We start from the raw sequence: 24,139 nt of genomic DNA, 5'->3' as shown, positions 1-24,139 counted from the left end.
CCCGAGTGGATGGATGGCCGGGTCAAGCCCGGCCATGACGCTGGGAACGCAGCGCGCTCCTCAGTAGCTGAGCTCGCCCTTGGCGATGCGCTGGCCGAGCGCCCAGCGATGCACCTCGGAGGGGCCGTCGTAGATGCGGAACGAGCGCACGTCGCGGAAGATGCGCTCGACGATGGCGTCGCGGGTGACGCCAAGGCCGCCGAGCACCTGCAGCGAGCGGTCGACCACCCGATAGATCGCCTCCGAGCAGATCACCTTCGCCATGGAGCTCTCGTTGCCGCCCTGCTCGCCGCGGTCGAGCAGCCAGGCGGCGTGCCAGATGGTGAGGCGCGCCGTGTGGATGTCCATGAGGTTGTCGGCCAGCATGAAGGAAATGCCCTCGTGCTCCGCCAGCGTCTTGCCGAAGGCGGTCCGGGTGCGGGCATAGTCGGCGGCGACATCGTGGGCGCGCATGGCCGAGCCGAGCCAGCGCATGCAGTGGGTGAGCCGCGCCGGCGCCAGACGCACCTGGGCGTACCGCAGCCCCTGCCCCGGCTGGCCGAGCACGGCGCTCGCCGGCACGCGCAAGCCGTCGAAGCGCATCACGGCATGGCCGCCGGTGAAGCTGGAATCGAGCGAATCGAGCGCGCGCTCGATGACGATGCCGGGTGCGTCCATGGGGCTCAGGAACATGGTGGCCTTGCCGTCGCCCTCGCCGCCCTCGATGCGGGCCATGATGATGGCGAAGGCGGCGCCATAGGCGCCGGTGATCAGCCACTTCTGACCGCTGATGACGAAGTCGTCGCCATCGCGCCGGGCCACGGTGGCGAGCTGGCGCGGATCGGAGCCGGCGCCGGGCGCGGGCTCGGTCATGCAGAAGCACGAGCGCACCTCGCCGCTCGCCAGCGGCTTCAGGTAGCGCTCGCGCTGCTCGGGCGTGGCGACGATCTCGAGCAGGTGGATGTTGCCCTCGTCGGGCGCCGCGCAATGCAGCGCGATCGGGCCGAGCATGGAGTAGCCGGCGGCGATGAAGCTCGCAGCGCGGCCGAGGTGGCCGAGGCCGAGCCCACCGAACTCCTCCGGCGAATGCGGGGCGAAGACGCCGGCCTTGCGGGCCAGCGCGTTCAGCTCGCGGCGCAGCTCGTCGCTCGGCCCGTGGGCGCCCCAGCGCGGGTCGTTCTCGTAGGGGATGATCTCGTTGCGGACGAAGGCGCCGATGCGGTCGGCGAGCTCCGTCAGCTCGGCCGGGATCTCGAACCCGAAGGCGGCGCTGGTGGTGGGCTTCGACATGTCGTGGGGTCTCCCTGGAACAACAGTGCCGCAGCACTAGCATCGCCGCGCCGCGATGGCATGCCCGCCGACGGCGGCCGCATCGGGCGGGCACGTCGGCTTTTATTGTCGGACAATAACGATGTCGCGCGTCCGAGGGCTTGCTGTCAAGCGGGGTGCAGGCCGCCGCAGGCCTTTAGAGGACGGATGGTCGGGTCGAGCCCGATCATGACGTCGAAGTCGCAGCATCTCCGCCGAGTTATCGTCATGATCGGGCCAGCCGACCATCCATCCGCCGCGAGACAACAATCGACGTGCGCGTCGTTGACGGAGCGGCCTCCCGCTTCTATTCTCATTTTTTGTCCGACAATAATAGTCGGAGATACCGGGAGGACGTGCATGCGCAAGCTATGGATCGCTGCGGCGGTGGGCGCGGTATGGGCGGGCGGCGCGCTGGCGCAGGGGGCGGACAAGCCGGCCGCGCCCGCAGCGGCGGGCGGCATCTCGGACGGCGTCGTCAAGGTCGGTGTTCTCAACGACCAGTCGGGCCTCTATGCCGACCTCAGCGGCCCGGGCTCGGTGCTCGCGGCCAAGATGGCGGTCGAGGACTTCGGCGGCACCGTGCTCGGCAAGCCGATCGAGATCGTCGCCGGCGACCACCAGAACAAGCCGGACGTGGGCTCGGCCATCGCGCGCAAGTGGATCGATGTGGACAAGGTCGACGCCATCGCCGACGTGCCCAGTTCGGCCACCGCGCTCGGCGTGCTCAGCGTCACCCGCGATCGCAACCGCATGTTGCTTTTATCGGGCCCCGCGCTGTCGGACTTCACCGGCAAGCTGTGCGCGCCGACGACCATCCACTGGACGTACGACAGCTACGCCATGGCCAACGGCACGGCGCGGGCGCTGATCAAGCAGGGCGGCGACAGCTGGTTCTTCATCACCGCCGATAACGCCGGCAGCCACTCCCAGGAGAAGGACGCGGTCCGCTTCGTCGAGCAGGGCGGCGGCAAGGTGGCCGGCGCGGTGCGCCATCCGCTCAACACGCTCGACTTCTCCTCCTTCCTCCTGCAGGCGCAGGCCTCGAAGGCCAAGGTGATCGGGCTCGCCAATGCCGGCGGCGACACGGTGAACGCCATCAAGCAGGCCAAGGAGTTCGGCATCACCCCGGGCCAGACGCTTGCCGGCCTCCTGATGTTCATCACCGACGTGCACGCCATCGGCCTCACCGACGCGCAGGGGCTGGTGATCACCGAATCCTTCTACTGGAACCTGGACGACAAGACGCGGGACTGGTCGCGCCGCTTCATGGCCCGCCACGGCGGCAAGGCGCCCACCGCGGACCAGGCCGGCGTCTATGGCGCCGTGCTTCACTATCTCAAGGCGGTACAGGCGGCAGGCACGGACGAATCCCTTGCGGTCGCCGCCAAGATGAAGGAGCTGCCGGTCAACGACTTCTGGAGCGACAACTACAAGATCCGCCAGGACGGCCGGCTGGTCCGCGACATGTACCTGCTCAAGGTGAAATCCCCCGCGGAATCCAAGGAGCCCTGGGACTATTACTCCGTGCTCGCCCGCATCCCCGGCGACGAGGCCTACCGCCCCATGGCCGAAGGCGGCTGCCCGCTGGTCAAGTCGTAGGCGGCACTTTGCCAAGTTGATGGCCGGTCACGCCCGGCCATTCATCCGCGCAGCGATCTAGAGCGTTTTCGAGCGAAGTGGACGCCGGTTCGCGTGAAGAAAACGCGCCAAATCAAACGGATAGAGCATTTCGGCGATTCGAAGAAACGCGGAGATGCTCTAGGCGGCGAGCAATCCTTCCAGGCGGCCACGGATGATGGTGTCGGCTTCGCCCATGATGCGGTCGATCAGCTCGCGGCACGTCGGGATGTCGTGGATCAGTCCGGCGACCATGCCGCAGCTCCAGGCGCCGGCGTCCATGTCGCCGTCCACCATCACCCGCGGATAGACGCCGGCCACCTCCGGCGCGATGTCGTCGAAGGTAATGTCGCGGCCGAGCGTCTGCTCCTTCTCCAGCAGGCGGGTGACGCCAGCGTTGACCAGTACCCGCTCGGTGTTGCGCAGCGGGCGCATGACCAGCCGTGTGTCGAGCTCGCTCGCCGCCAGGATCGCCTGCTTGACCCTGTCGTGCACCGGCGCCTCGCGCGTGGCGACGAAGCGGGTGCCCATGTTCATGCCGTCGGCGCCCATGGCGAGCGCCGCGACCAGGCTGCGCCCGTCGGCCATGCCGCCGGACGCGACGAACGGGATCCTGAGCTCGTCGGCAGCGCGCGGCAGCAGGATCATGTTGGGCACGTCGTCCTCGCCCGGGTGGCCGCCGCACTCGAAGCCGTCGACGCTGACCGCATCGCAGCCGATGGCCTCGGCTTTCAGGGCATGGCGCACCGACGTGCATTTGTGGATCACCTTGACGCCGGCCTCCTGCAACGCCGGCAGCCACTGCTGCGGATTGTTGCCTGCCGTCTCGACGATCTTGACGCCGCCGTCGAGAATGGCGCGGACGTAGCCGGGATAGTCCGGCGGCTTCACCGACGGCAGAAAGGTGAGATTCACACCGATCGGCTGGTCGGTCATCTCGCGGCAGCGGGCGATCTCTCGGGCGAGATGCTCGGGCGACGGCTGCGTCAAGGCCGTGATGATCCCGAGCCCGCCGGCGTTCGACACCGCCGCCGCCATCTCGGCGAAGCCGACATAGTGCATGCCGCCCTGGATGATCGGATGGCGGATGCCGAGGAGCTCGGTAATGCGCGTCTTCATGGGATGTGCCTGCTTATCGGGATGCGACGGGGATGAGGCCCTGCCTCACCACGTTTCGCGGAAGGGGCGGAGCTCGACGTTGAACGACCAGGCCGAGCGCGGCCGCTGCGCCAGGTGCCAGATCTCGTCGGCGATGTGCTCCGGCTTGATGAAGAAGTCGTCGGCCGCCTCTCGGTAGCGGGCGCGCGTCCAGGGCAGGTCGATGACGGCGTCGACGATCACATAGGCCACGTGCACGCCTTTGGGCCCGAGCTCCCGCGCCATGGCCTCGGCCAGAATGCGCTGAGCGGCCTTGGTGGGCGCGAAGCCGGCGAAATTGGCGCGGCCGCGCAGCGCCGAGGTGTTGCCGGTAGCGATGATGGCGCCTTTGCCGGCCGCCACCATGCCGGGCGCGACGCGGCGGGCGAGATGCAGCAGCGCCATGACATTGACGTCGAAGTTGCGCGCCAGGACGGCCGGATCGATGTCGAGGAAGGAGCCGAAGGCGCCCCCCACGGCATTGTGCACGACGACGGAAGGCGGCCCGAGCCGACTTTCGACCGCCGTGAGGCCGCGCTCCAGCGCCGCGGCATCGGTCACATCGGTAACGAAGGCGTGGCAGTTGGCGTGAGCCTGTTCGATCTCATGCAGGCGCTCGGCCGTGCGCGCCAGCATGGCGACCTCGTAGCCGCCCTCGGCAAAGCGTCGCGCCAGCGCCCGCCCGGTACCGGGGCCCACCCCTGTGATCAGGGCAACGGGACGCGTCATCGCCTGGCTCCCTATGCCGCGGCCAAGGCGGCGGCCTGCATGGCGCCGGTGTAGCGCGCCAGGTGATGGTCGGCGTCGCCGAACTGGATGTCGATGGCCGTCAGCCGCTTGAAGTAGCGGCCGACCTCCAGCTCCTCCGACATGCCCATGCCGCCATGGATCTGCACCGCCTGCTGGCCGACGAGGCGCCCGGCTTCGCCCACCTGCACCTTGGCGGCCGGGGCCAGCTGTGCCGCCTCCCCGCCCGGCTCATCGAGAGCGCGGTGCAGGAAAAAGGTGGTGGCCGCCGCCTCCTCATGGGCGATGAACATGTCGACCATGCGGTGCTGAAGCACCTGGAAGCTCGCGATCGGCGTGCCGAACTGGCGCCGCGCCCTGGCGTAGTCGAGCGTGGTGCGGTTGAGCTCGGCCATGCAGCCGACGGCCTCGGCGCAGAGGCCGGCGACGGCGCGGTCGGCGGCGCGCGCGAGCAGCGGCAGGCCGCGCCCCTCCTCGCCCAGCAAGGCCTCGGGGCCCAGACGCACCTGATCCACGGTCACGTCGGCTGCCCGCCGCCCGTCCAGCGTGCGATAGCTGTCGAGGCGCAGGCCCGGCGCAGCGCTGTCAACCACGAACAGGCTGACGCCGTCTGGCTCGGCGCCGGCGCCCGCGGTGCGGGCCGAGACGATCAGCCGATCGGCCCACGGCGCAGCGGCGACGACGACCTTGCGGCCGCTGACGAGGTAGCCCTCGCCGTCGCGCCGGGCCACGGTCGCCACATGGCCGAGGTCGAAGCGGCCCTGCGGCTCCGACCACGCCAGCGTCCAGATCCGCTCGCCCGAAGCGATCTCGGCCAGTTCGTCCTGCCAGCGATCGAGCCCGCCCTGCCGGAGCAGGCCGGCCGCAACGGTCACGGTTTCCAGATAGGGCTCGACCACCAGGCGGCGCCCGAACTCTTCCAGCACCACCATCGTGCCGAGGGCACTACCCCCGAGGCCGCCCACCGCCTCGGGCAGTTCGATGCCGAGCAGCCCCAGCTCGGCGAACTGGCGCCAGAGCTCGCGGCTGAAGCCGCTCTCGCCATCGACGATCGCTTGGCGGGCGGCGAGCCCGTATCGGTCGCCGAGCAGCTTGCGGATGCTGTCGCGCAGCATGTCCTGCTCGTCGGAGAACTCGAAGTGCATGGCTTTACTCCGCCACCGGCTGGCCCGGGATGATGTCTTGTCGTGTCGTCGCGATGCCTTTTGGACGTCATGGTCGGCCATGACGGCGGAGCTACAGCCCGAGTACGGCCTTGGCGATGATGTTGCGCTGGATCTCGTTGGAGCCGCCGTAGATCGAGAGCTTGCGCGTGTTCAGGTAGCGCTCGGTCGCCGTGTGGCCGTAGTCGGGCCCGGGCGCCGGCTCGTTGTGGCCGAGGGCCAGTTCGTGCCGCAGCACCATGCCGTAGGAGCCGATGGCGCGGTGGGTGAGCTCGGCGATGCGCTGACGGACCTCGGTGCCGCGGATCTTCAGCAGCGAGGCGCCGGCGCCCGGATCGCGGCCGGCAGAGAGCGCCGAAATCATCCTGAGCTCGGTGAACTCCAGCGCCGCCAGATCGATCTCGGTCCGCGCCACCTGGCGGGCGAAATCCGCATCGGCCAGGAGCGGCGCACCGCCCGCCCGCTCCTGGGCGGCGACCGACTTCAGCTCGGCCAGCGCCCGGCGGGCGTGGCCCGTGCCCGCCATGCTGGTACGCTCGTTGCCGAGCAGGAACTTGGCGTAGTCCCAGCCCTTGTTCTCCTCGCCGATCAGGTTCTCGGCCGGGACGCGGACGTCCTCGAAGAAGATCTCGTTGATCTCATGGCTGCCGTCGATGGTGATGATCGGCCTGACCGTGATGCCCGGCGTGGTCATGTCGATGAGCAGGAACGAGATGCCCCGCTGCGGCTTGGCCGAAACGTCGGTGCGCACCAGGCAGAAGATCCAGTCGGCATGCTGGGCCAGCGTCGTCCAGATCTTGTGACCGTTGACGATGTAGTGATCGCCGTCGCGCACCGCCTTGCATTTCAGGCTGGCGAGATCGGAGCCGGCCTCCCGCTCCGAATAGCCCTGGCACCACCAATCGTCGCCGGAGAGGATGCGGGGCAGGAAGCGGGCCTTCTGCACGGCGTTGCCGAAGGTATAGATCACCGGGCCGACCATGGTGACGCTGAAGGCCAGCGGCGGCAGCGTGCCGGCGAGCGCCGTTTCCTGGTCCCAGATGTATTGCTGCACCGTGGTCCAACCGGGGCCGCCGTACTCCTTCGGCCAATGCGGCGCGAGCCGGCCCGCGCGGAAGAGGATGCGGTGCCAGAGCAGGCTCTGCTCCTTGGTGAGATCCGTCTCCGGGTTGGCGACACGCAACTCGGCCGGATAATTCTCGGCAATGAAGCTGCGCACGTCCTGGCGGAAGGCCTCATCGTGCGGGGCGAAGGTGACGGACACGGTCATGTCTCCCGGGTTCTGCGGCGCGCGATCGTCGGGCGGTCAGTCGCTATCGGCCTGGAGCACCGAGCCAATCAGCTCCCATCGCTCGCCGGTCCAGCGCTGGAGCTGGAGTTGCGTCCACGCCTGGTTGTTCTCCGGGCTGGTGTTTACCCTGATGCCCGGCAGGATCATCGGCAGCTGCAGGTCGCGGATGGCGTGCGCCTGCCTGTTGATATTGTCGCGGGATAGATCTTCCCCGCACTGCTTCAGCAGGTGCTCCAGGATCATGCCCTGGTTGTAACCCGTGATGTAGTTGATATCGTGGGCGTCGGCACCGGGCAGGTACTTCCCGACGAAGGCCAGATAGTCATCGGCCTCGCGGCTATCCTTCCAGGCCGGATCCGCCGGGTCCTTGTAGAAGACGGCGCTCAGCACGCCCTTGGCATTGTCGAGCCCCGCCGGCTTCAGGGTGGCGGAGACCGAGCTCGACACGACGTTGACGATCCGCAGTGGCTGCCAGCCGATCTCGGCCGTCTTCTTGATGGCCTGTGCGGCGAACTTCGGCGTCGTGGCGAGCAGCAGAGCATCCACGCCCGCATTCTTCAGGTTTAGGATCTGGGAGTCGACCGTCGCATCGGCCACCTCGTAGGGCAGCGCCACCACGCGCTGCGCGAACGCATCCCTCAGCACGGCTTTGACGCCGGAAACGAAGTCTTTTCCCAGATCATCGTTCTGGTAGAGGATGCCGATCTTGGCGCCCGGCCTGGCCTTCTCGATGAACCTGGCGTAGATTCGCGCTTCCGTCTCGTAGCTCGGCAGGGCCGTCGTCGTGTACGGATACTCGGCGGCTCTTGCGAACTTGGCGGCGCCGGTCATGATGAAGGCGTCCGGCACCTTCTTGCCATTGATATACTTGATCGTCGCCGAGTTCGACGGCGTGCCGAGCGGGCTGAAGATGAACGCCACCTCATCCTGCTCGATCAGCTTGCGCGTCTGCTCGACGGCCCTGGGCGGCATGTAGCCGTCGTCGAGCGCGATCAGGTTGATCTTGCGGCCGCCCACGCCGCCGCGTTCGTTGATCAGGTCGACGTAGGCGATCAGGCCTTTGCCGGTGTTGCCCAGCGCCGACGCCGGGCCACTGAACGGCATCGTCGTACCGATCTTGATCTCGCTGGCGGTCACGCCGATGGCATTGTCCGCCGCGTGAGCTACGGCAACGGCGAGGCCAAGCATAACCCCTAGTACAATCGGCAATCTATTCATCATTCCCCACCTGATTTTGTTTTATCATTCAGTACGGCGCCGTATTGGCGAGCGCCCGGCTACCACTTCTCGCCGAAGGGCCGGATTTCCATCTCCGAGGTCCACGCGTCGCGCGGCTGCTGGTAGAGGGCCCAGTAGGTCTCGGCGACGGCCTCCGGCCGCATCAGCCGGTCGGGATCGAGATTGGCGAGGGCCTCCTCGCCCTCGTGCTCGCGAATGCGCTCGCGCACCCAGGCGGTATCGACGCCGGAATCGATGATGAGGTGGGCGACATGGATGTTCTTCGGGCCGAGTTCGCGGGCCGCCGCCTGGGAGACGGCGCGCAGGCCGAACTTGGCACTGGCGAAGGCAGCGAAGCCGACCCCGCCACGCAGGCTCGCCGTCGCGCCGGTGAGGAAGATGGCGCCGCGGCCGCGCGGCACCATCAGCCGGGCCGCCTCGCGCGTCGCCAGGAAGCCGGAATAGCAGGCCATCTCCCAGACTTTGCGGAACACGCGCTCGGTCGTCTCCAGCAGCGGGAAGTTGACGTTGGCGCCGATGTTGAAGACGCATAGCTCGAGCGGCGCGTGGTCGTCCGCGGCCTTGAGGAAGGCTGCGACCTCCTCCTCGTTGCGGGCGTCGAGGGAGCGGCCGAAAGCCTTGCCGCCGGCGGCCTCGATCTCGCTCACGAGCGGCGCGAGCTTCTCGCCGCCGCGCCGGCCGACGAAGACGGTGAAGCCCTCGGCGGCGAAGCGCTTGGCGATCGCCGAGCCGATGAAGTCGCCGGCTCCGATCACAGCTACTGTGGCGTTACGTGTCGTCACGTCGGTATTCCTTCCAATCGCGCGAAGGGCGCGCTGTTGAAACGCGGCCGGCCATCAGGTCGTCCTGGCGGCCTCGGCGAGTTTGTGCTTGAGAATCTTGCCGGTCGAGCTGGCCGGCAGCACGTCGAGGATCACGATCTCGGCCGGGCGCTTGTAGGGCGTCAGCAGCGGCCGGACGAACGCCAAGAGATCCGCGGACGAGAGTTTGGAGCCGGGCAGAAGCTGGACGTAGCCGACCACCTCCTCGTTGCCTTCGACCGCCCGGCCGATGACGGCGGACTGGACGACGTCGGGGTGGGAGCTCAGCACCGCCTCCACCTCCGGCGGATAGACGTTGAAGCCGGAGCGGATGATCAGCTCCTTCGAGCGCCCGACGATATACATGTCCTCGCCGGCGAAGCGGGCGAGGTCGCCGGTCTTGAACCAGCCGTCCGCATCGATGGCCGCGGCCGTCGCCTCCGGCGCCCGATAGTAGCCGCGCATGACATTGGGTCCGCGCACATGTAGCTCGCCCACCTCCCCCGACGCCACCGTGCGGCCCGAGCGGTCGACGACCCGCGTCTCGACGCCCGGAATGATGGTGCCGACGGTATCGTCCTCGCGGTAGGCGGACTGCACCGAGGACACTCCCGGCGAGCATTCGGTGATGCCGTAGCCGTTGAGCAGCGGCTGGCCGAGCTCCTCCTCGACACGCGCCTTCAAGGTGAGATCGAGGGGCGCTCCGGCCACGAACATGCAGCGCAGCTTGCCGGCCGCCAGCTTCGGCAGGCCTTTGACCGCCTTGTATTCCAGGAGCCGCTGGTAGGTGGCCGGCACGCCGTAGATGATGGTGGTGTCCTCGGCGATCGCGGCCGCGAGATCGGCCGGATCGTATTGGGGCACGACGCGGACGAGCGCCCCGAACATGATCGACGACACCAGGATGATCGTGAGGCCGACGATGTGCGACATGGGCAGGACGCCATAGATGCAGTCCGCCGGACCGATCGACCGCAGCGACCCGGAGACGAAAGCGCTGAACAGCAGGTTGCGGTGGGTGAGCATCACGCCTTTGGGATTGCCGGTCGTGCCCGAGGTGTAGAGCAGCACCGCCACCTGCTCCTCCGCCGCCGCATGCACGGGCTCGGGCACCGCCTCGGCGTCGAGCGGGCCGACCGCCACTTGGCCGAGACCCGGCAGCGCCTCGACGACGGCGCCGTTGCGGCGGGCGTGCTCGGCCGCCTGCTGGCCGATGCCGATCACATAGAAGGCGCGACGGGCGCCGGAATGGGTCCCGATCTGATCCACCTCGCGGCCGGAGAGCCGGGGGCTTGCCACCACCGCCCAGGCGTCGAGCTTCGACGCAGCGAAGAGCAGCGCCGCAAGGGCGAGCGAATTCTCGCTGACGATCAGGATGCGGTCGCCCGGCCGCACGCCGAGGCGACCCAGCGCCTGCGCCGTATCGCCGACGATGCGGGCCAGATCCCCAAAGGTCCAGGCACGGCCGGGCTCCGTGAGGGCGAGCCCCGTGGGCCTTTCCTCGGCCATGCGGGTCACCACGTCGCTAATCCGGTTCGGCAGTCCCGCGAGTGGAGCGGGCTCGGCCTGGCGTGCAAGCACTTCGTTCACCGTTCCCTCCCGTTGTGGCGCCGAGCGGCGTCCGCCGCTGCCCGGCGTCTGGTGACGCGCATCTAAAGTGCTTTTTTGGAACTCGTCAAGTCGAGACGCATCCGGCCGCACCCGCGGATGATGCCGAAACGGCAAAGGGGCGGTTACGGACGCCAACGCTCGGAGCGAATGCAGGGTATCCGGGAATCGTGCGCACCGGGGCGGCGACGCCTTGGGGCCTGCCCGCTCCACAGGCCAGTCGCCGTTAAGTTTTGAAACAGAACTAATTGGCCGACTGACGGCCCGGAGCCGTAAAGTTGCGGTGCCGCGCTGATCGGGCCCGGCGCCGCGCCGGCGCGGGCACCAGACCCGTCATCCCCCTAGCGGACGCAGTTCCCTGATGAGCTCGATCAGCAGCCGCAGACCTGTGGGCAGGTGCCTGCGGCTGGAATAGTAGATGCAGAACGCCGCACCGCCCGGAGCCCAATCCGCGAGCACGATCCTGAGCGTGCCGCTGTGCAGCTGAGGCGCGACTGACTGCTCCGGCGCGTACATCAGACCGGTGCCGCTGATCGCCAGGCTCCGCGCCACCGCGCTCTGGTCGATGGTGATCGCCCCGGGAACGGTGACGGCGACCGCCTCCCCGCTCTTCTCGAACTCCCACCGGTAGATGCGCCCATTGCCGAGGCGTATGTTCAGGCATCGATGGCGCAGGAGATCGCTCGGGTGTTCCGGCGTGCCCCAGCGCTCGAGGTAGGCTGGGGACCCGACGACGATCCATCGGAAGTCCGGGGTCAGTCGCTGAGCGATCATGTCCGCCGGGACGGTCCCCTCGAAGCGAATGCCCGCGTCGTACCCCTGCTCGATCACGTCGATCAGCCGGTTGTTGACGGACAGCTCGATCTCGATCTCCGGATACCGCTCCGCGAAAACCGGCAGGACGGGACCGAGCAGCAGCGTCGCCGCGTCGTCGAGGGCATTGAGGCGGACACGCCCCACGGGGGCGGTGCGGAAGCGGTCGAGCGCCTGCACGGACTGACCAATGAGATCGAAGGGCTCGGAGATCGCTGCAAGCAGTTCCTCGCCTGCGGCGGTGAGCGTCACGCTCCGGTTCGTCCGGTTGAACAGGCGGACCGCCAGGCGCGCCTCCAGGCCCTTCAGCGCGTGGCTGAGCGCCGAGGCGCTGACCCCGAGCTCGAGACCGGCCCTCCGGAAGCTCCGGTGCCGCGCGATCGCCAGGAAATAGGCGAAGTCTGCCAGGTCCGAGCGGCTGATCTGCATGCCTGCCTGCTCCAGCGACGAGATGAGCGCGCTGCGCGGCAACAGCGTGGCCGGCCCGGCCGGCCCCAAGCCGCGGCCGTGAGCCGCCGGCTCCGGCCAGCATGCCGCCAACGATGAGCGACAGTCAACGCCGCGTGAAATGAGACTGGCCTCGTCTTGTCCGCCCCCAAACCTAGATTCATTCTACGAAGGCCGACGGGGCAATCCCGCGAGGTGAGCACCCGCAAGGCCGGTAGAGGTTGGACGCGATATGGGCGACCCCATCGATCTGGATTTCAATCGGCGACAGATGCTGCTCGGGACCACCGCATCCGCCGCCCTGATGGCGATGCCCGAGACGGCGTGGTCAGCACCTGCCCCCAAGGAGGCCGAAGTGACAGCCAAGGTCTCGCTGAGCGTGAACGGCGCGCCGCACGAGCTTGATCTCGACACCCGCACGACGCTGCTCGACGCATTGCGCGAGCATCTGCACCTGAGCGGCACCAAGAAAGGCTGCGACCACGGCCAGTGCGGCGCCTGCACGGTGATCGTCGACGGCCGACGCATCAACTCCTGCCTGACGCTCGCCATCATGCACCAGGGCAGCGAGATCACCACGATCGAGGGGCTCGGCACGCCCGAGAACCTGCACCCGATGCAGGCCGCGTTCATCAAGCATGACGGCTACCAATGCGGCTATTGCACGCCCGGTCAGATCTGCTCGGCCGTCGCCGTACTGGCCGAGATCAAGGCCGGCATACCAAGCCACGTCACCACCGACCTCACGGTCCAGCCGCAGGCCACCAGCATCGAGATGCGCGAGCGCATGAGCGGCAACATCTGCCGCTGCGGGGCCTATTCCAACATCGCCGACGCCATGGCCGAAGTCGCCGGGAGGCCAGCATGAGGCCGTTCACCTACGAGCGGGCCTGGACGCCCGCCGCCGCGGCGGTGGCCGCAGCAGGTACACCCGGCGCCAAGTTCATCGCCGGTGGCACCAACCTGCTCGACCTGATGAAGCTGCAGATCGAGACCCCGCTGCACCTCATCGACATCAACGGGTTGGCGCTCGACAAGATCGAGCCGACGCCGGAAGGCGGGCTGCAGGTGGGCGCTCTGGTCCGCAACACCGACCTCGCCGCCGATGCGCGGGTGCGACGCGACTATCCGTTGCTGTCGCGCGCCTTGCTGGCCGGCGCCTCGGGCCAATTGCGCAACCGGGCGACGACCGCGGGAAACCTGCTGCAGCGCACGCGCTGCCCCTATTTCTATGACACCAACATGCCCTGCAACAAGCGCAACCCCGGCAGCGGGTGCGCGGCGCTCGAGGGGTTCAGCCGGCCGCTGGCGGTGATCGGCGGCAGCGGCGCCTGCATTGCGACGAACCCGAGCGACATGGCCGTCGCCATGCGGGCCCTCGACGCCGTCGTCACGACCGTCGGGCCGGCCGGCGAGAGCCGCACCATCGCGATGGCCGACTTTCACCGGCTGCCGGGAGACACGCCACATCTGGAGAGCGTGCTCGCGCCGGGCGAACTGATCACAGGCGTCACGTTGCCAAAGCCGGCAGGAGGCACGCAGATCTACCATAAGGTCCGCGACCGGGCGTCCTACGCCTTCGCGCTGATCTCGGTGGCCGCCATCGTGCACAAGGACGGCACGGGGCGCGTCGCGCTGGGCGGCGTGGCGCCCAAGCCATGGCGGGTCGAGGCGGCGGAAGCCGATATGCCGCGCGGCGCCAAGGCCGTGACCTCGCAGTTGTTGGCCGGGGCTGCGCCGACCTCCGACAATGCCTTCAAGCTGCTGCTGGTCGAGCGCACGCTCGGTGCCGCCATGACCGAGGCGAGGGGCTGAGCCATGAAGTTCGACACGCCAGCCACGACGAACCCGATCGACCAGCTCAAGGTCGTCGGGCATCCCATCGACCGCATCGACGGACGCTATAAGGTCACCGGCACAGCGCCCTACGCCTATGAGCGGCATGATGCCGTCGGCAATCCGGCTTATGGCTTCGTCATCGGCGCGGCAATCGCCAAGGGCCGCATCGCCTCGATGGATCTGGCCGCCGCGAAGGCGGCGCCCGGCGTTCTCGCGGTCATCACCGCCGAGAACGCCGGCCAGCTCGCCAAGGGCGACATGAACACCGTCAAGCTGCTCGCCGGGCCCGACATCGACCACTATCACCAAGCCGTGGCGCTGGTCGTCGCCGAGACGTTCGAGCAGGCTCGCGACGGCGCCGAGAAGGTGCGGATCGACTACGTGCGCGGCCAAGGGCGGTTCGATCTCGCCGCCGCCCGCGACGGCGCCGGCATGGCCGGCAGCGGCTATTGGGGCCCGCCCGCAACGTCGGTCGGCGACTTCGCCGGCGCGTTCGCGGCCGCGCCGGTGCAGCTCGATGCGACCTACACGACCCCAGATCAAGGCCATGCGATGATGGAGCCGCACGCATCGACAGCGGCGTGGGACGGCGACAAGCTGACGCTCTGGACCTCCAACCAGATGATCGCCTGGGGCGTGGGCGATGTGGCCAAGACTCTCGGCGTCGCAGCGGAGAACGTAAGGCTGATCTCGCCCTTCGTCGGCGGCGGCTTCGGCGGCAAGCTCTTCGTGCGCGCCGACGCCATCCTGGCAGCGCTCGGCGCGCGCGCCGCCAAGCGCCCGGTCAAGGTGGCGCTCACACGGCCGCTGATGTTCAACAACACAACGCACAGGCCCGCCACGATTCAGCGCATCCGCATCGGCGCAAGCCGCGACGGCAAGATCACCGCAATCGGTCACGAGAGCTGGTCCGGCGACCAGCCGGACGGCCAGCCCGAGACGACGGTCGGCCAGACGCGCCTCATCTACGCCGGCGCCAACCGGATGACGGCCATGCGGCTCGCAACCCTCCACCTGCCGGAAGGCAACGCCATGCGCGCGCCGGGCGAGGCGCCGGGGATGATGGCCCTGGAAATCGCCATGGACGAGATGGCGGAAAAGCTCGGGCTCGACCCGATCGCTTTCCGCGATCTCAACGACACCCAGGTCGACCCCGAGAGCCCGGACCGGCCCTTTTCGCAGCGCCAATTGGTCGAGTGTTTCCGCCTCGGCGCCGCCCGTTTCGGCTGGGACAAGCGCAGCCCCCGTCCCGGGGCCGCCCGCGACGGCCGCTGGCTCGTGGGGCTCGGCGTCGCCGCCGCCTTCCGCAACAACCTGGTGATGGCGTCAGGGGCGCGCGTGCGTCTCGACCGGCGCGGCCTGGTGACGGTCGAGACCGACATGACGGACATCGGCACCGGCAGCTACACGATTATCGCCCAGACCGCCGCGGAGATGATGGGATTGCCGATCGACAAGGTGGTGGTGCGCCTCGGCGACTCGGCCTTTCCGGTCTCGGCGGGATCAGGCGGCCAATGGGGTGGCAACAGCTCGACGGCCGGCGTTTACGCGGCCTGCGTCAGGCTGCGCGACACGGTGGTCGAAAGGCTCCGCCTGAACGCCGCCGAGGTGACTTTCGCCGACGGGCAGGTTCGCTCCGGCGACCGGACCGTGCCGCTCGCAGAGGCGGCCGCCGACGGCGACCTCGTTGCCGAGGACAAGATCGAATACGGCGACCTCGCCAAGCGCTATCAGCAGTCCACGTTCGGAGCGCATTTCGTCGAGGTGGGTGTGGATGCGGCGACCGCCGAGATCCGCGTGCGCCGGATGCTCGCCGTGTGCGCCGCCGGCCGCATTCTCAATCCGAAGTCCGCGCGCAGCCAGGTGATCGGCGCCATGACGATGGGTGTCGGCGCGGCGCTGATGGAAGAGCTCGTCGTCGACAAGCGCCGCGGCTTCTTCGTCAACCATGACCTCGCCGGCTATGAGGTGCCCGTCCACGCCGACATCCCGCACCAGGAGGTCGCGTTCCTCGACGAGGCCGACCCCATGTCGTCGCCCATGAAGGCGAAAGGCGTCGGCGAACTGGGCCTGTGCGGGGTGGGGGCGGCGGTCGCCAACGCCATCTACAACGCCACCGGCGTGCGCGTGCGGGACTATCCCGTCACCCTCGACAAGCTGCTGCCGCTGATGTCGTGAGCAGCCGACCACCACCGCCGCTCTCGAATCGCGTGGTCTGGAGGGGCTCCAGCTATCTCCGCCTGGTGTTCGACCCGCGGAGCGCTTTAGAGCGTTTTCGAGCGAAGTGGGCGCCGGTTCGCGTGAAGAAAGTGCGACAAATCATACAGATAGAGCATTTCGGCGATCGAAGAAGCGCGGAAGTACGCTAGCCGTCCGACAGGTCGAGCCCGTTCGGCAGCGCGATCCAAAGGACTGTCTGGGCTTCCGGAGAGTGGCGTGAGATGTGGCCCTTCCCCTGCACATCCTCCAACAGCACAAAGCTCCCCGCGGAGACTTGCCGCACCTCGCCATCGCTCGTCTCATACTCCACCGAGCCTTCGAGCCTCACCGTGAGCGTCGGCTCCGGCACCGTATGATAGCCGAGGACGCGCATGCCCGCGGGAATGCGCGTGAAACGGATACGTGCGGCGGGATATGAGGCCGATAGTTCGAACGGCGCCGCATCAGGAAAGATCGGCCGCTCGCTTGTCGGAATGTCGATTTCGTCGAAACGGGACTCGCCATCCGGCGTGGCGTAGATGCGCAGACACTTCATTGTGCCCTCCCAAACGATCCGCCGCCCCTTGGGTCGGAACGACGTGTGCATGGTGTCGGCAAGGATCGAAGCTCTCGACTGCTTTGCGATCAACGTCGGCCTGCTTACTATACCTGGTTTCACAAAATATAAGTCACCATTTCAGCGATCGGAATCGCTTCGTCCTCCGCCAACCGCGCTCCTCAAGGCCGGTACGAGAATGACGAGGGGCCGAGTTGGGCGGTGAGCAGCGGCTGCACCAGTTCGATCCAGTCGGCGAGCCGCGGCCGCGTCTCGCGCGGGTGGATCAGGTCGTGCACGGCGAAGCCGTCGGCCTGGCGGAACGGGCTTTGCCGGGCGGCGAGCTCGGCCTCGAGCTCGGCGCGCTTGGCGGCCGGATCCTCCGCCTGGGCGATCTCGTGCTTGAAGGCGACGGCGACGCCGCCCTCGAGCGGCAACGCGCCCATCTCGACCGTCGGCCAGGCCAGCACGAAGGCGCCGGGTGCGACGTGGGCATAGCTCGCCAGGCCCATGCTCTTGCGCACCCTGACCGTAGCCCACGGCACCGTCGCCAGCGCGACGGTGGCGAGCGCCATGGCGCCGTAGCGCATGGTGGCGGCGCGCTCCGCCTCGGGGCCGATCATGAAGCCCGGCTCGTCGACGAAGGAGATGACGGGAAGGTGGAAGGTCTGGCAGAACTCGACGAAGCGGCGCAGCTTCTGCGCGCCGTCGGCGGTGATGGCGCCGCCGAAATGCCTGACGTCGTTGGCGAAGATGCCGACGGGGTAACCGGCGAGCCGGGCCAGGCCGACGACCTGTCCCGGCCCGAAGCGCCGTCCCATTTCGAAGAACGAGCCCTGATCCAGCACCGACCGGACGACCGCCCGAATGTCGTAGACCCGGCGCCGATTGGCCGGCACGATCCCGTCGAGCGCCGCATCCATGCGGCCCGGCGGATCGTCGGTGGCCCTCCGCGGCGGCAGCTCCCAGACGTTCTGCGGCAGATAGGACAGGAAGGTGCGAACCGCATCGAAGGCCGCCGCCTCGTCCTCCACCACGTCGTCGACGACACCGCTCTTCTCGTGGATCGTCGGTCCGCCGAGGTCCTCCTTGCTGACCTTCATGCCGAGCGCGCGCTCCACCAGGGCCGGCCCGCCGATGATCACCTGCGAGGTGCGCGTCATGACCGTGTAGTGCGACGACACTAGCCGGCCCGCGGGCAGACCGGCCACGGTGCCGACGGCGGCGCTGACGACCGGCACGGTCGCCAGCGCCTGGGCGACCGACAAGAAGCGATGCCGCCCGTGCAGCGCCTCCGGCAGCGACGGCCCCGCCTTGTCGCTGCCCCCGACGCTGCCGCCCGACCCCTCGTGGAAGCGGACCAGCGGCACGCGATACTGGATCGCAAGTTCCTCCGTATAGACGCTCTTGCGCAGGCCGGCGGCATTGGGCGAGCCGGCCGCCTGGGTGAAGTCCTCGCCGGCGACGACGCAGTTGCGCCCGCCGATGCGGCCGAAGCCGACAACGAAATTGCCGGGGGTGAAGCTGGTGCTGCCGTCGGCCGCGACCTCCGATTTGCCGGCGATCGGCCCGACCTCGCGGAACGAGGACGCATCGAGGACGCGATCGATGCGCTCGCGAATGGTCAGCCGGCCGCGCCCGTGCTGCTTGGCGATCGCCTCCGCGCCGCCCTGCAGCCCGGCGCGCGCACGCCGTTGCTCGATCTCGGCGGCCTTGTCCCCTTCGCTCACGCACGCCTCCCATGGTTCGCGGGCCTGGCCCCGCCGGCAGCCACGATAGAGGCGGATGCGCCCAAGCCAAGCAGCGGACGGCAGCGCGGAACTGCCGGCCCAGCCGGTCGCGGTCACCTCGGAGGTGCTATCGTTCCCTTAGAGAACGGTCAAGCCGGCCGACCGGCCGTGCCCGTAACGGCGCGTGAGACGGCATTTTGTACGATCTCGTGCTAGAAACGGCAGAGATATTGACCTTTATGGGCAAAAATGGAACCTATATATCCGGGGTCTTGAGGCCCACAGGCACGACGCCCATCTCGGCGCCATCCGTGGCTCGCTAGAGCATTTCCCGATCAGATGGAATCATCTGATCGGTTAGAAATGCTCCAAGTCTTTTAATCTGGAGCGCTTCTCCCTGATCGGGTGATTCCACCCGATCAGGGAGAAGCGCTCTAGGCCAGATGGAGAGGACGATGAAGTGGACCACGCTCGAAGAGGAGCAGTGCTCGGTGGCGCGCACCGTCGCGGTGATCGGCGACCGCTGGAGCCTGCTGATTCTGCGCGACTGCTTCCTGCGCGTGCGGCGCTTCGACGACTTCCAGGCCAGGCTCGGGATCACGCGTCATCTGCTGTCGGACCGGCTGAAGAAGTTCGTGCGCTACGGCGTGCTGCGCCGCGTCCCCTACCAGGACAGCCCCAAGCGCTATGAATACATCCTGACCCAGCGCGGCCTCGAACTCTACCCCGTGATCATGGCCATCGTCCATTGGGGCGACATTCACATGGCGGACGAGCGCGGCCGCCCTCTGCTGCACGAGCACAAGCTGTGCGGCAAGCTGTTCGACCCGGTCATGGTGTGCTCGGAGTGCAACGAGCCGCTCTCCGCCAAGGACGTCCATGTGCGCCCGGGGCCCGGTTCGACCGCCGAGCGGCAGGTGCTGCCGCAGTCTCAGCTGCGCCAGGCCGGCTGACGTCGCGGTCCCCCGAGGGCATCCCGGTCGGGGCGAGGCTACGCCGGCAGACGCCCTGCCCCCTCGCCGGCATGGCCGGGCGCGACCCGGCCATGACGCTGGTACCATGCTCAGCCCGGAGCGCGCTCCCGGAAGATGCCCATGGCCTTCGGCTCGCGCGCCGAGGTGACCGTCGCCATCACCAAGTCGGCAACATCGATGCCGCAGTGCTGCTCCGGCGTGAAGCTCAGGGTGCCGAGCATGCCTTTGTAGCCCTTGGTACTGTCGAGCACGGCCTTGACGCGCTCCACGTCGAAGCTCTTCTCCTGCTCGATGGCCATCTTCAGCAGATGAAGGAAATCGTAGTACGGGCTGCCGGCCGCATTGATCTCGCTGCCCTTGGCATCGGGAGCGGCGAGGATCTTCTTGGCATACTCGACCTGGCGCGGGGCCGGACTCTCCGTGGCCGTCCAGGTCAGGGACTTGTACCAGGTGCCGTAGACGTTCGTGAGTGCTTCGCGCGGCACCAGGTCGAGCAGTGATTCCAGGAAGAGGGACGTGTGACCCGTGATCGGCGGGAACCACTTCATCGCGTTCATGGCATTGAAGATCATGGCCGCATTGGGGACAGTCGACATCCACATCAGGATGCCCTCGGCGCCGGCCTTGCGCAGGGCCTGGACGTAGCCCGAAAGATCCGGAGCGGTGATCGGGAACACCTGCACGTCGACGGGATCGAGACCCCGCTTCTTCAGCTCCGCCTTCGACACGGGCGTGATCTGCTCCCCATAGGCAGTGCTCTCTTGCAGGATGCCGATCTTCTTGAGCTTCAGCACGTCCGTCAGATAGCTCACGCAGGCGACCGCCTGTTGGTCGGAGTTGAAGATCAGCTGGTAGTGGTAGGGATACTTGCGCCCGTTGCCCATATCGGCGGCAAGACCATAGGTGGTCTGAATCATCTTGCGCGCCGTGGTGGCCGAGAGCGACGCCAGCGCCTGCGAGGAGCCGGTCGGACCGCACACGAAGTGGATGCCCGCCCCCTGGTATTTGAGGATGATGCCGGGCTCCTTGGCGGGTGATGCCTCGTCATCCTGCTCATCGCGGACGATCGGCCGCCCCATGATGCCGCCCGCGGCGTTGATCTCGTCGATGGCGATCACGCCGCCCGCGTAGAGCGGCGCGAAGGACGAGGCAAGGCGCCCGGTCGTCGGCCTCACCCAGCCGATCTTGAACGGCTCGCCCGCCCCCTGAGCCCAGCCGAGCCCAGGCAGGGCGAGCCCGCCGCCGAGTGCGGCGGCTGCCTTGAGCAGCCCGCGCCGGGAAATGTCACCGTCCGGCCGCACGAGCGGAGCGCCGATGTCCTTGGTCATATCTTGTCCCTCCGTCGTTCCGCTGTTCTGGTGGCAGCTTGATGTAGCCCGCGGGAAACCGCCACGCGTCAGGCGGAGATCCCGATCTTCTCGCGCTTGATGCGGATGCCAGCCGCCTCACGGTCCCAGGTGTCGGCGGTGATCCCGTCGCTGCGCACGATGTGCTTCTGCACCTTCTGGGTCGGCGTCTTCGGCAGGTCCGGCAGCACGCGCACATAGCGCGGCACCATGAAATGGGCCATGCGCGGCAACAGAAAGGCGATCAGCTCGGCCGGATCGAGCTGGGCTCCGTCCGTCAGCGACACCGCCGCCAGCACCTCGTCCTCCGCGAATTCGCTCGGCACGGCGACGACGGCCGCCTCCTTCACGGCGGGGTGTGCGCAGATCTCGGTTTCGACCTCGAAGGATGAAATGTTCTCGCCGCGCCGGCGGATGGCGTCCTTCATCCGGTCGACGAAGAAGAAGTCGCCGGCGGCGTCCATGCGGAACGCATCGCCCGTGTGGAACCAGCCGTTGCGCCAGCTTTTCGCGGTGGCTTCCGGGTTCTTGTAGTAACCGTGGTTCATCGCCCATGGCCGGTCGGTGCGCACGACGAGCTCACCCACCTCACCGACCGGGACCTCGCAGTCATTGGCGTCGACGATGCGCACGGCGACGCCGGCACGCGGCTTGCCGCAGCTGGAGAGCGCGGCCGGGTTGCGCTCCGAGACGATCGGGCACGACGTCTCGGTCATGTTGAAGGTGGTGTAGACCTCGACGCCGAAGCGCTGCGAGAACAGCTCCGCGTCCTCGCACAGCGGCACCATGGTGACAGACTTGAGCCCGTGGCCGCGATCCTCCTCCGACGGCGGCTGCTTGACCAGGAAGGTCGCCATGACGCCGAGCAGCACCGTGGTCGTCACCCCGTGCTCGCGCACGAGCCGCCAGAAATCCTGGGTCGAGAAGGCGTCGAAGACGGCGACCGAGGCGCCGCGCACCAGCGAACGATAGACGGCGCCGGTGCCACCGGCATGGAACAGCGGCAGGTTGCACATGCCTCGGTCGTCGGGCCCGAAATAGGGCCATGGCTCCGCCCCCATGGAATAGAGGTGCAGATAGCTCGACAACACACCCTTCGACGGCCCGGTGGTGCCGGAGGTGTAGATGATCGATTGTGTGTCCCACGGCATGATCGGGCGCTCGAGGGCCGGCGGCTCGCCGGCCTCCGCGGCGAGCAATGCGCCGGCCGGATGCACGGCCAACCCCGTGTCAGCCCCGGCCTCGCCGCCGATCACCACCACCTCCTCCAGCTTGGCGCGGTCGATGGCGCCGAGCCGGCCGCAGAGCTCGGCGTGGGCTACGATCAGCCGCGCGTCGGAGTTCTCCACCACATGGGCCAGGATGCTGCCGCGATAGGCCAGGTTGACGGGCACATAAACGGCGCCGAGATAGTTGAGGCCGAACCAGACGCGAAAGGCGTCCCGGCCATTGGGCAGCCATGACAGCACGTGCTCGCCCTGCTTGACGCCGAGGGCGCGCAGGCCGTGCGCCGCCCGCACGGCTTCCTCGCGCATCTGCCGGTAGGTCCACTCGCCGCCGTCGGCGAACCGAAGGAAGACCTTGTCCGGCTGCGTTCGGACGTAGCGCTCGAGCACGTCGCGCAGGACGCAGACGTCCGCTGCGGGCACGCGCGGATCGGTCCAGCCGTTCTCCATCACTTCCTCCTGCCTTCTTGTGTCGGGACGGCTGCCGGCGCCAGGTGGCGGCTCGCCGCCGTCGCAGCGCCGCCGAGCCGGGGGCCGTCAGATCGGGACAATGCTCCTGAACTTCGGCGGCTGGCGGTTGTCGCGCCGGGCCGGCGCCCGGCTGAGCACCGAGATCAGCTGGAAGCGGGTATCGCGGGGATCGATCACGTCGTCGATGCCGAAGCCGCCGGCCGCCTCCAGGACGCCGATGTCGGCCCGGATCTTGTCGATCAGCTCCTGCCGGCGAGCGGCGGGATCGGCCGCCTTCTCGTAGTCCTGGCGGTAGGCCACGTCGACGGAGCCTTCGATCGACATGGCGCAGATCTCGGCCGTCGGCCAGGCGAAGCTCGCGTCGGCGCCGAAGCTGCGGCCGCCGCACATGGCGAAGTAGCCGAGGCCGTAGCCCTTGCGCAGCACGACGGAGATCCGCGGCACCGTGGCCTGGCCCAGCTCGAACACCATCTTGGCGCTGTGCCGGCCCAGCACCGTGCGCTCGGCGCCGGAGCCGATCGAGAAGCCGGGCACGTCGATCAGGTAGACCAGCGGCAGGCCGAAGGCGTCGCACACCGCGATGAAGTGGGCGGCCTTGTCGCAGGCGTCCGAGGTGAGCATGCCGCCGAGCCGCATCGGCTGGTTGGCGATGACACCCACCGGGCGCCCGCCGAGCCGGGCGAGTGACGTGACGATGTTGCGAGCGAAGGTCGGCTTGATCTCGAAGGAGCTGCCGGCGTCGACGACGTGGTCGATCACCTTGCGGATGTCGTAGACGCGCCGCGTGTTGGCCGGGACGAGGTCGAGCAGCGCTTCCGCCCGCCGATCGAGTGGATCGTCGGGCGGCCCGAGCGGCAGCGGCTGGCGGGCATTGGACGGCAGATAGGAGAGATAGCGCTTCACCGCATCGATCGCCGCCGCCTCGCTCTCGACGCCGAGGTCGGCGAGGCCGTGGCGGTCGACCTGGGCCTCGGCGCCGCCGAGCTCCTCCAGGCCGATCTCCTCGCCCGTACCGGCCTTCACCAGTGCCGGCCCGGCCAGGCCCATGGTGGAGCGGCCGCGCACCATCACGACGAAGTCGGCCATGCCGGCGTAGTTGGTCGGCCCGGCGAAGCCGGCGCCGAGCATGGCCGCGACCATCGGCACCCAGCCCGACATGCGCGCCAGCTCGTGGAAGAACGGGCCGGCCTTGGCGAAGTGCCGGGAGTTCTGGCCGCCCTGGATGCGGTGACCGCCGCCGTCGAGCAGCATGACCAGCGGCATGCCCTGCTCGCGTGCGATATGGGCGATACGGCTGGTCTTGTCGCTGCCGATCTCGCCGATGGAGCCGCCGAACACGCTGAAATCCTGCGAGACGACGGCGCACCAGCGGCCGTCGACCCGCCCGGTGCCGACGACCACGCCGTCGGCCGGGGCCCGCTTCGCCGCGCCCTCCTTGGGATGGGCGAGGCCGCCGATCTCCTGGAACGAGCCTTTGTCGCAGAGATAGGCGATGCGCTCGCGCGCGGTCATGTCGGCGCGCTTGCGCTGACGCTCCAGCGCCGCGCCGCGGCGGGCGTCGGTCAGCGACGCCTTCGCCTCCTCCACATCGGTCAGGAGGGCTCGGGATTCGACCTGCGTCGTCACGTGGGACGTCTCCTTGTCGT

At 68.3% G+C, this 24,139-nt stretch carries 19 protein-coding genes; 5 read left to right on the top strand and 14 right to left on the bottom strand.

Annotated features, from left to right (window positions below; translation table 11 throughout):
- Positions 1-60 precede the first annotated feature (60 nt).
- Complete coding sequence (locus tag IEW34_RS25150) at positions 61-1,269, bottom strand: acyl-CoA dehydrogenase family protein (protein WP_188611985.1); 1,209 nt, start codon at positions 1,267-1,269, stop codon at positions 61-63.
- A gap of 378 nt (positions 1,270-1,647) precedes the next feature.
- Between IEW34_RS25150 and IEW34_RS25145 the strand changes: the two genes are divergently transcribed.
- Positions 1,648-2,889, top strand: a complete 1,242-nt coding sequence (locus IEW34_RS25145) for an ABC transporter substrate-binding protein (RefSeq protein ID WP_188611984.1) — start codon at positions 1,648-1,650, stop codon at positions 2,887-2,889.
- A gap of 159 nt (positions 2,890-3,048) precedes the next feature.
- Here the strand turns inward: IEW34_RS25145 and IEW34_RS25140 are convergent, their stop codons facing one another.
- The 8 genes from IEW34_RS25140 to IEW34_RS25105 form a co-directional block, all read right to left on the bottom strand.
- On the bottom strand, positions 3,049-4,026 hold the full coding sequence (locus tag IEW34_RS25140) for an NAD(P)H-dependent flavin oxidoreductase (protein ID WP_188611983.1): 978 nt from the start codon (positions 4,024-4,026) through the stop codon (positions 3,049-3,051).
- Positions 4,027-4,071: 45 nt separating this feature from the next.
- Positions 4,072-4,773, bottom strand: coding sequence for an SDR family NAD(P)-dependent oxidoreductase (locus IEW34_RS25135; RefSeq protein ID WP_188611982.1), 702 nt, complete (start codon positions 4,771-4,773; stop codon positions 4,072-4,074).
- Positions 4,774-4,784: 11 nt separating this feature from the next.
- The gene (locus IEW34_RS25130) at positions 4,785-5,936 is read right to left on the bottom strand and encodes an acyl-CoA dehydrogenase family protein (protein ID WP_188611981.1); all 1,152 of its coding nucleotides are present in this window, start codon (positions 5,934-5,936) and stop codon (positions 4,785-4,787) included.
- A gap of 91 nt (positions 5,937-6,027) precedes the next feature.
- Positions 6,028-7,218 (bottom strand): acyl-CoA dehydrogenase family protein, encoded by a 1,191-nt coding sequence (locus tag IEW34_RS25125; protein ID WP_373288325.1) that lies wholly within the window; start codon positions 7,216-7,218, stop codon positions 6,028-6,030.
- Between the two features lie 42 nt (positions 7,219-7,260).
- Entirely contained in the window at positions 7,261-8,463 is a 1,203-nt protein-coding gene (locus IEW34_RS25120; RefSeq protein WP_188611979.1) for an ABC transporter substrate-binding protein, read from the bottom strand.
- Positions 8,464-8,522: 59 nt separating this feature from the next.
- The gene (locus IEW34_RS25115; protein WP_188611978.1) at positions 8,523-9,266 is read right to left on the bottom strand and encodes an SDR family NAD(P)-dependent oxidoreductase; all 744 of its coding nucleotides are present in this window, start codon (positions 9,264-9,266) and stop codon (positions 8,523-8,525) included.
- 54 nt (positions 9,267-9,320) lie between these two features.
- Positions 9,321-10,874, bottom strand: coding sequence for a class I adenylate-forming enzyme family protein (locus IEW34_RS25110; protein ID WP_308424397.1), 1,554 nt, complete (start codon positions 10,872-10,874; stop codon positions 9,321-9,323).
- Positions 10,875-11,225: 351 nt separating this feature from the next.
- Positions 11,226-12,134 carry a LysR family transcriptional regulator gene (locus IEW34_RS25105; RefSeq protein WP_188611977.1) on the bottom strand — a complete coding sequence of 303 codons (909 nt, stop codon included), beginning with the start codon at positions 12,132-12,134 and terminating at the stop codon, positions 11,226-11,228.
- Between the two features lie 250 nt (positions 12,135-12,384).
- Between IEW34_RS25105 and paoA the strand changes: the two genes are divergently transcribed.
- Genes paoA through paoC form a run of 3 tightly spaced genes read left to right on the top strand, consistent with a single transcriptional unit; the run spans position 12,385 to position 16,169 of the window.
- Positions 12,385-13,020, top strand: coding sequence for an aldehyde dehydrogenase iron-sulfur subunit PaoA (gene paoA / locus IEW34_RS25100; RefSeq protein ID WP_188611976.1), 636 nt, complete (start codon positions 12,385-12,387; stop codon positions 13,018-13,020).
- Positions 13,017-13,967: an FAD binding domain-containing protein gene (locus IEW34_RS25095; protein ID WP_188611975.1), complete on the top strand. Its 951-nt coding sequence runs from the start codon at positions 13,017-13,019 to the stop codon at positions 13,965-13,967. The genes paoA and IEW34_RS25095 overlap by 4 nt, the downstream gene beginning before the upstream one ends.
- Positions 13,968-13,970: 3 nt before the next feature.
- Positions 13,971-16,169, top strand: coding sequence for an aldehyde oxidoreductase molybdenum-binding subunit PaoC (paoC, locus tag IEW34_RS25090; RefSeq protein ID WP_188611974.1), 2,199 nt, complete (start codon positions 13,971-13,973; stop codon positions 16,167-16,169).
- Positions 16,170-16,356: 187 nt separating this feature from the next.
- Here paoC and IEW34_RS25085 read toward each other — a convergent pair whose 3' ends face one another.
- Positions 16,357-16,746, bottom strand: coding sequence for a cupin domain-containing protein (locus IEW34_RS25085; protein ID WP_188612185.1), 390 nt, complete (start codon positions 16,744-16,746; stop codon positions 16,357-16,359).
- Positions 16,747-16,928: 182 nt separating this feature from the next.
- Complete coding sequence (locus IEW34_RS25080) at positions 16,929-18,476, bottom strand: acyl-CoA carboxylase subunit beta (protein WP_188611973.1); 1,548 nt, start codon at positions 18,474-18,476, stop codon at positions 16,929-16,931.
- A gap of 455 nt (positions 18,477-18,931) precedes the next feature.
- On the opposite strand from IEW34_RS25080, the gene IEW34_RS25075 reads away from it, so the two are divergent.
- Complete coding sequence (locus tag IEW34_RS25075) at positions 18,932-19,429, top strand: winged helix-turn-helix transcriptional regulator (protein ID WP_188611972.1); 498 nt, start codon at positions 18,932-18,934, stop codon at positions 19,427-19,429.
- 110 nt (positions 19,430-19,539) lie between these two features.
- Here the strand turns inward: IEW34_RS25075 and IEW34_RS25070 are convergent, their stop codons facing one another.
- From IEW34_RS25070 to IEW34_RS25060, 3 genes are all read right to left on the bottom strand, one after another.
- A complete protein-coding gene (locus tag IEW34_RS25070) occupies positions 19,540-20,778 on the bottom strand; it encodes an ABC transporter substrate-binding protein (RefSeq protein ID WP_188611971.1) in 1,239 nt (412 codons plus the stop codon).
- A gap of 68 nt (positions 20,779-20,846) precedes the next feature.
- Entirely contained in the window at positions 20,847-22,472 is a 1,626-nt protein-coding gene (locus tag IEW34_RS25065; protein WP_188611970.1) for an AMP-binding protein, read from the bottom strand.
- 87 nt (positions 22,473-22,559) lie between these two features.
- The gene (locus tag IEW34_RS25060) at positions 22,560-24,119 is read right to left on the bottom strand and encodes an acyl-CoA carboxylase subunit beta (protein WP_188611969.1); all 1,560 of its coding nucleotides are present in this window, start codon (positions 24,117-24,119) and stop codon (positions 22,560-22,562) included.
- Between the last annotated feature and the right edge of the window lie 20 nt (positions 24,120-24,139).

The organism is Chelatococcus reniformis (genome assembly GCF_014640075.1).
Taxonomy (GTDB): Bacteria; Pseudomonadota; Alphaproteobacteria; order Rhizobiales; family Beijerinckiaceae; genus Camelimonas; species Camelimonas reniformis.
This window is presented reverse-complemented; position numbering and strand designations above follow the sequence as displayed.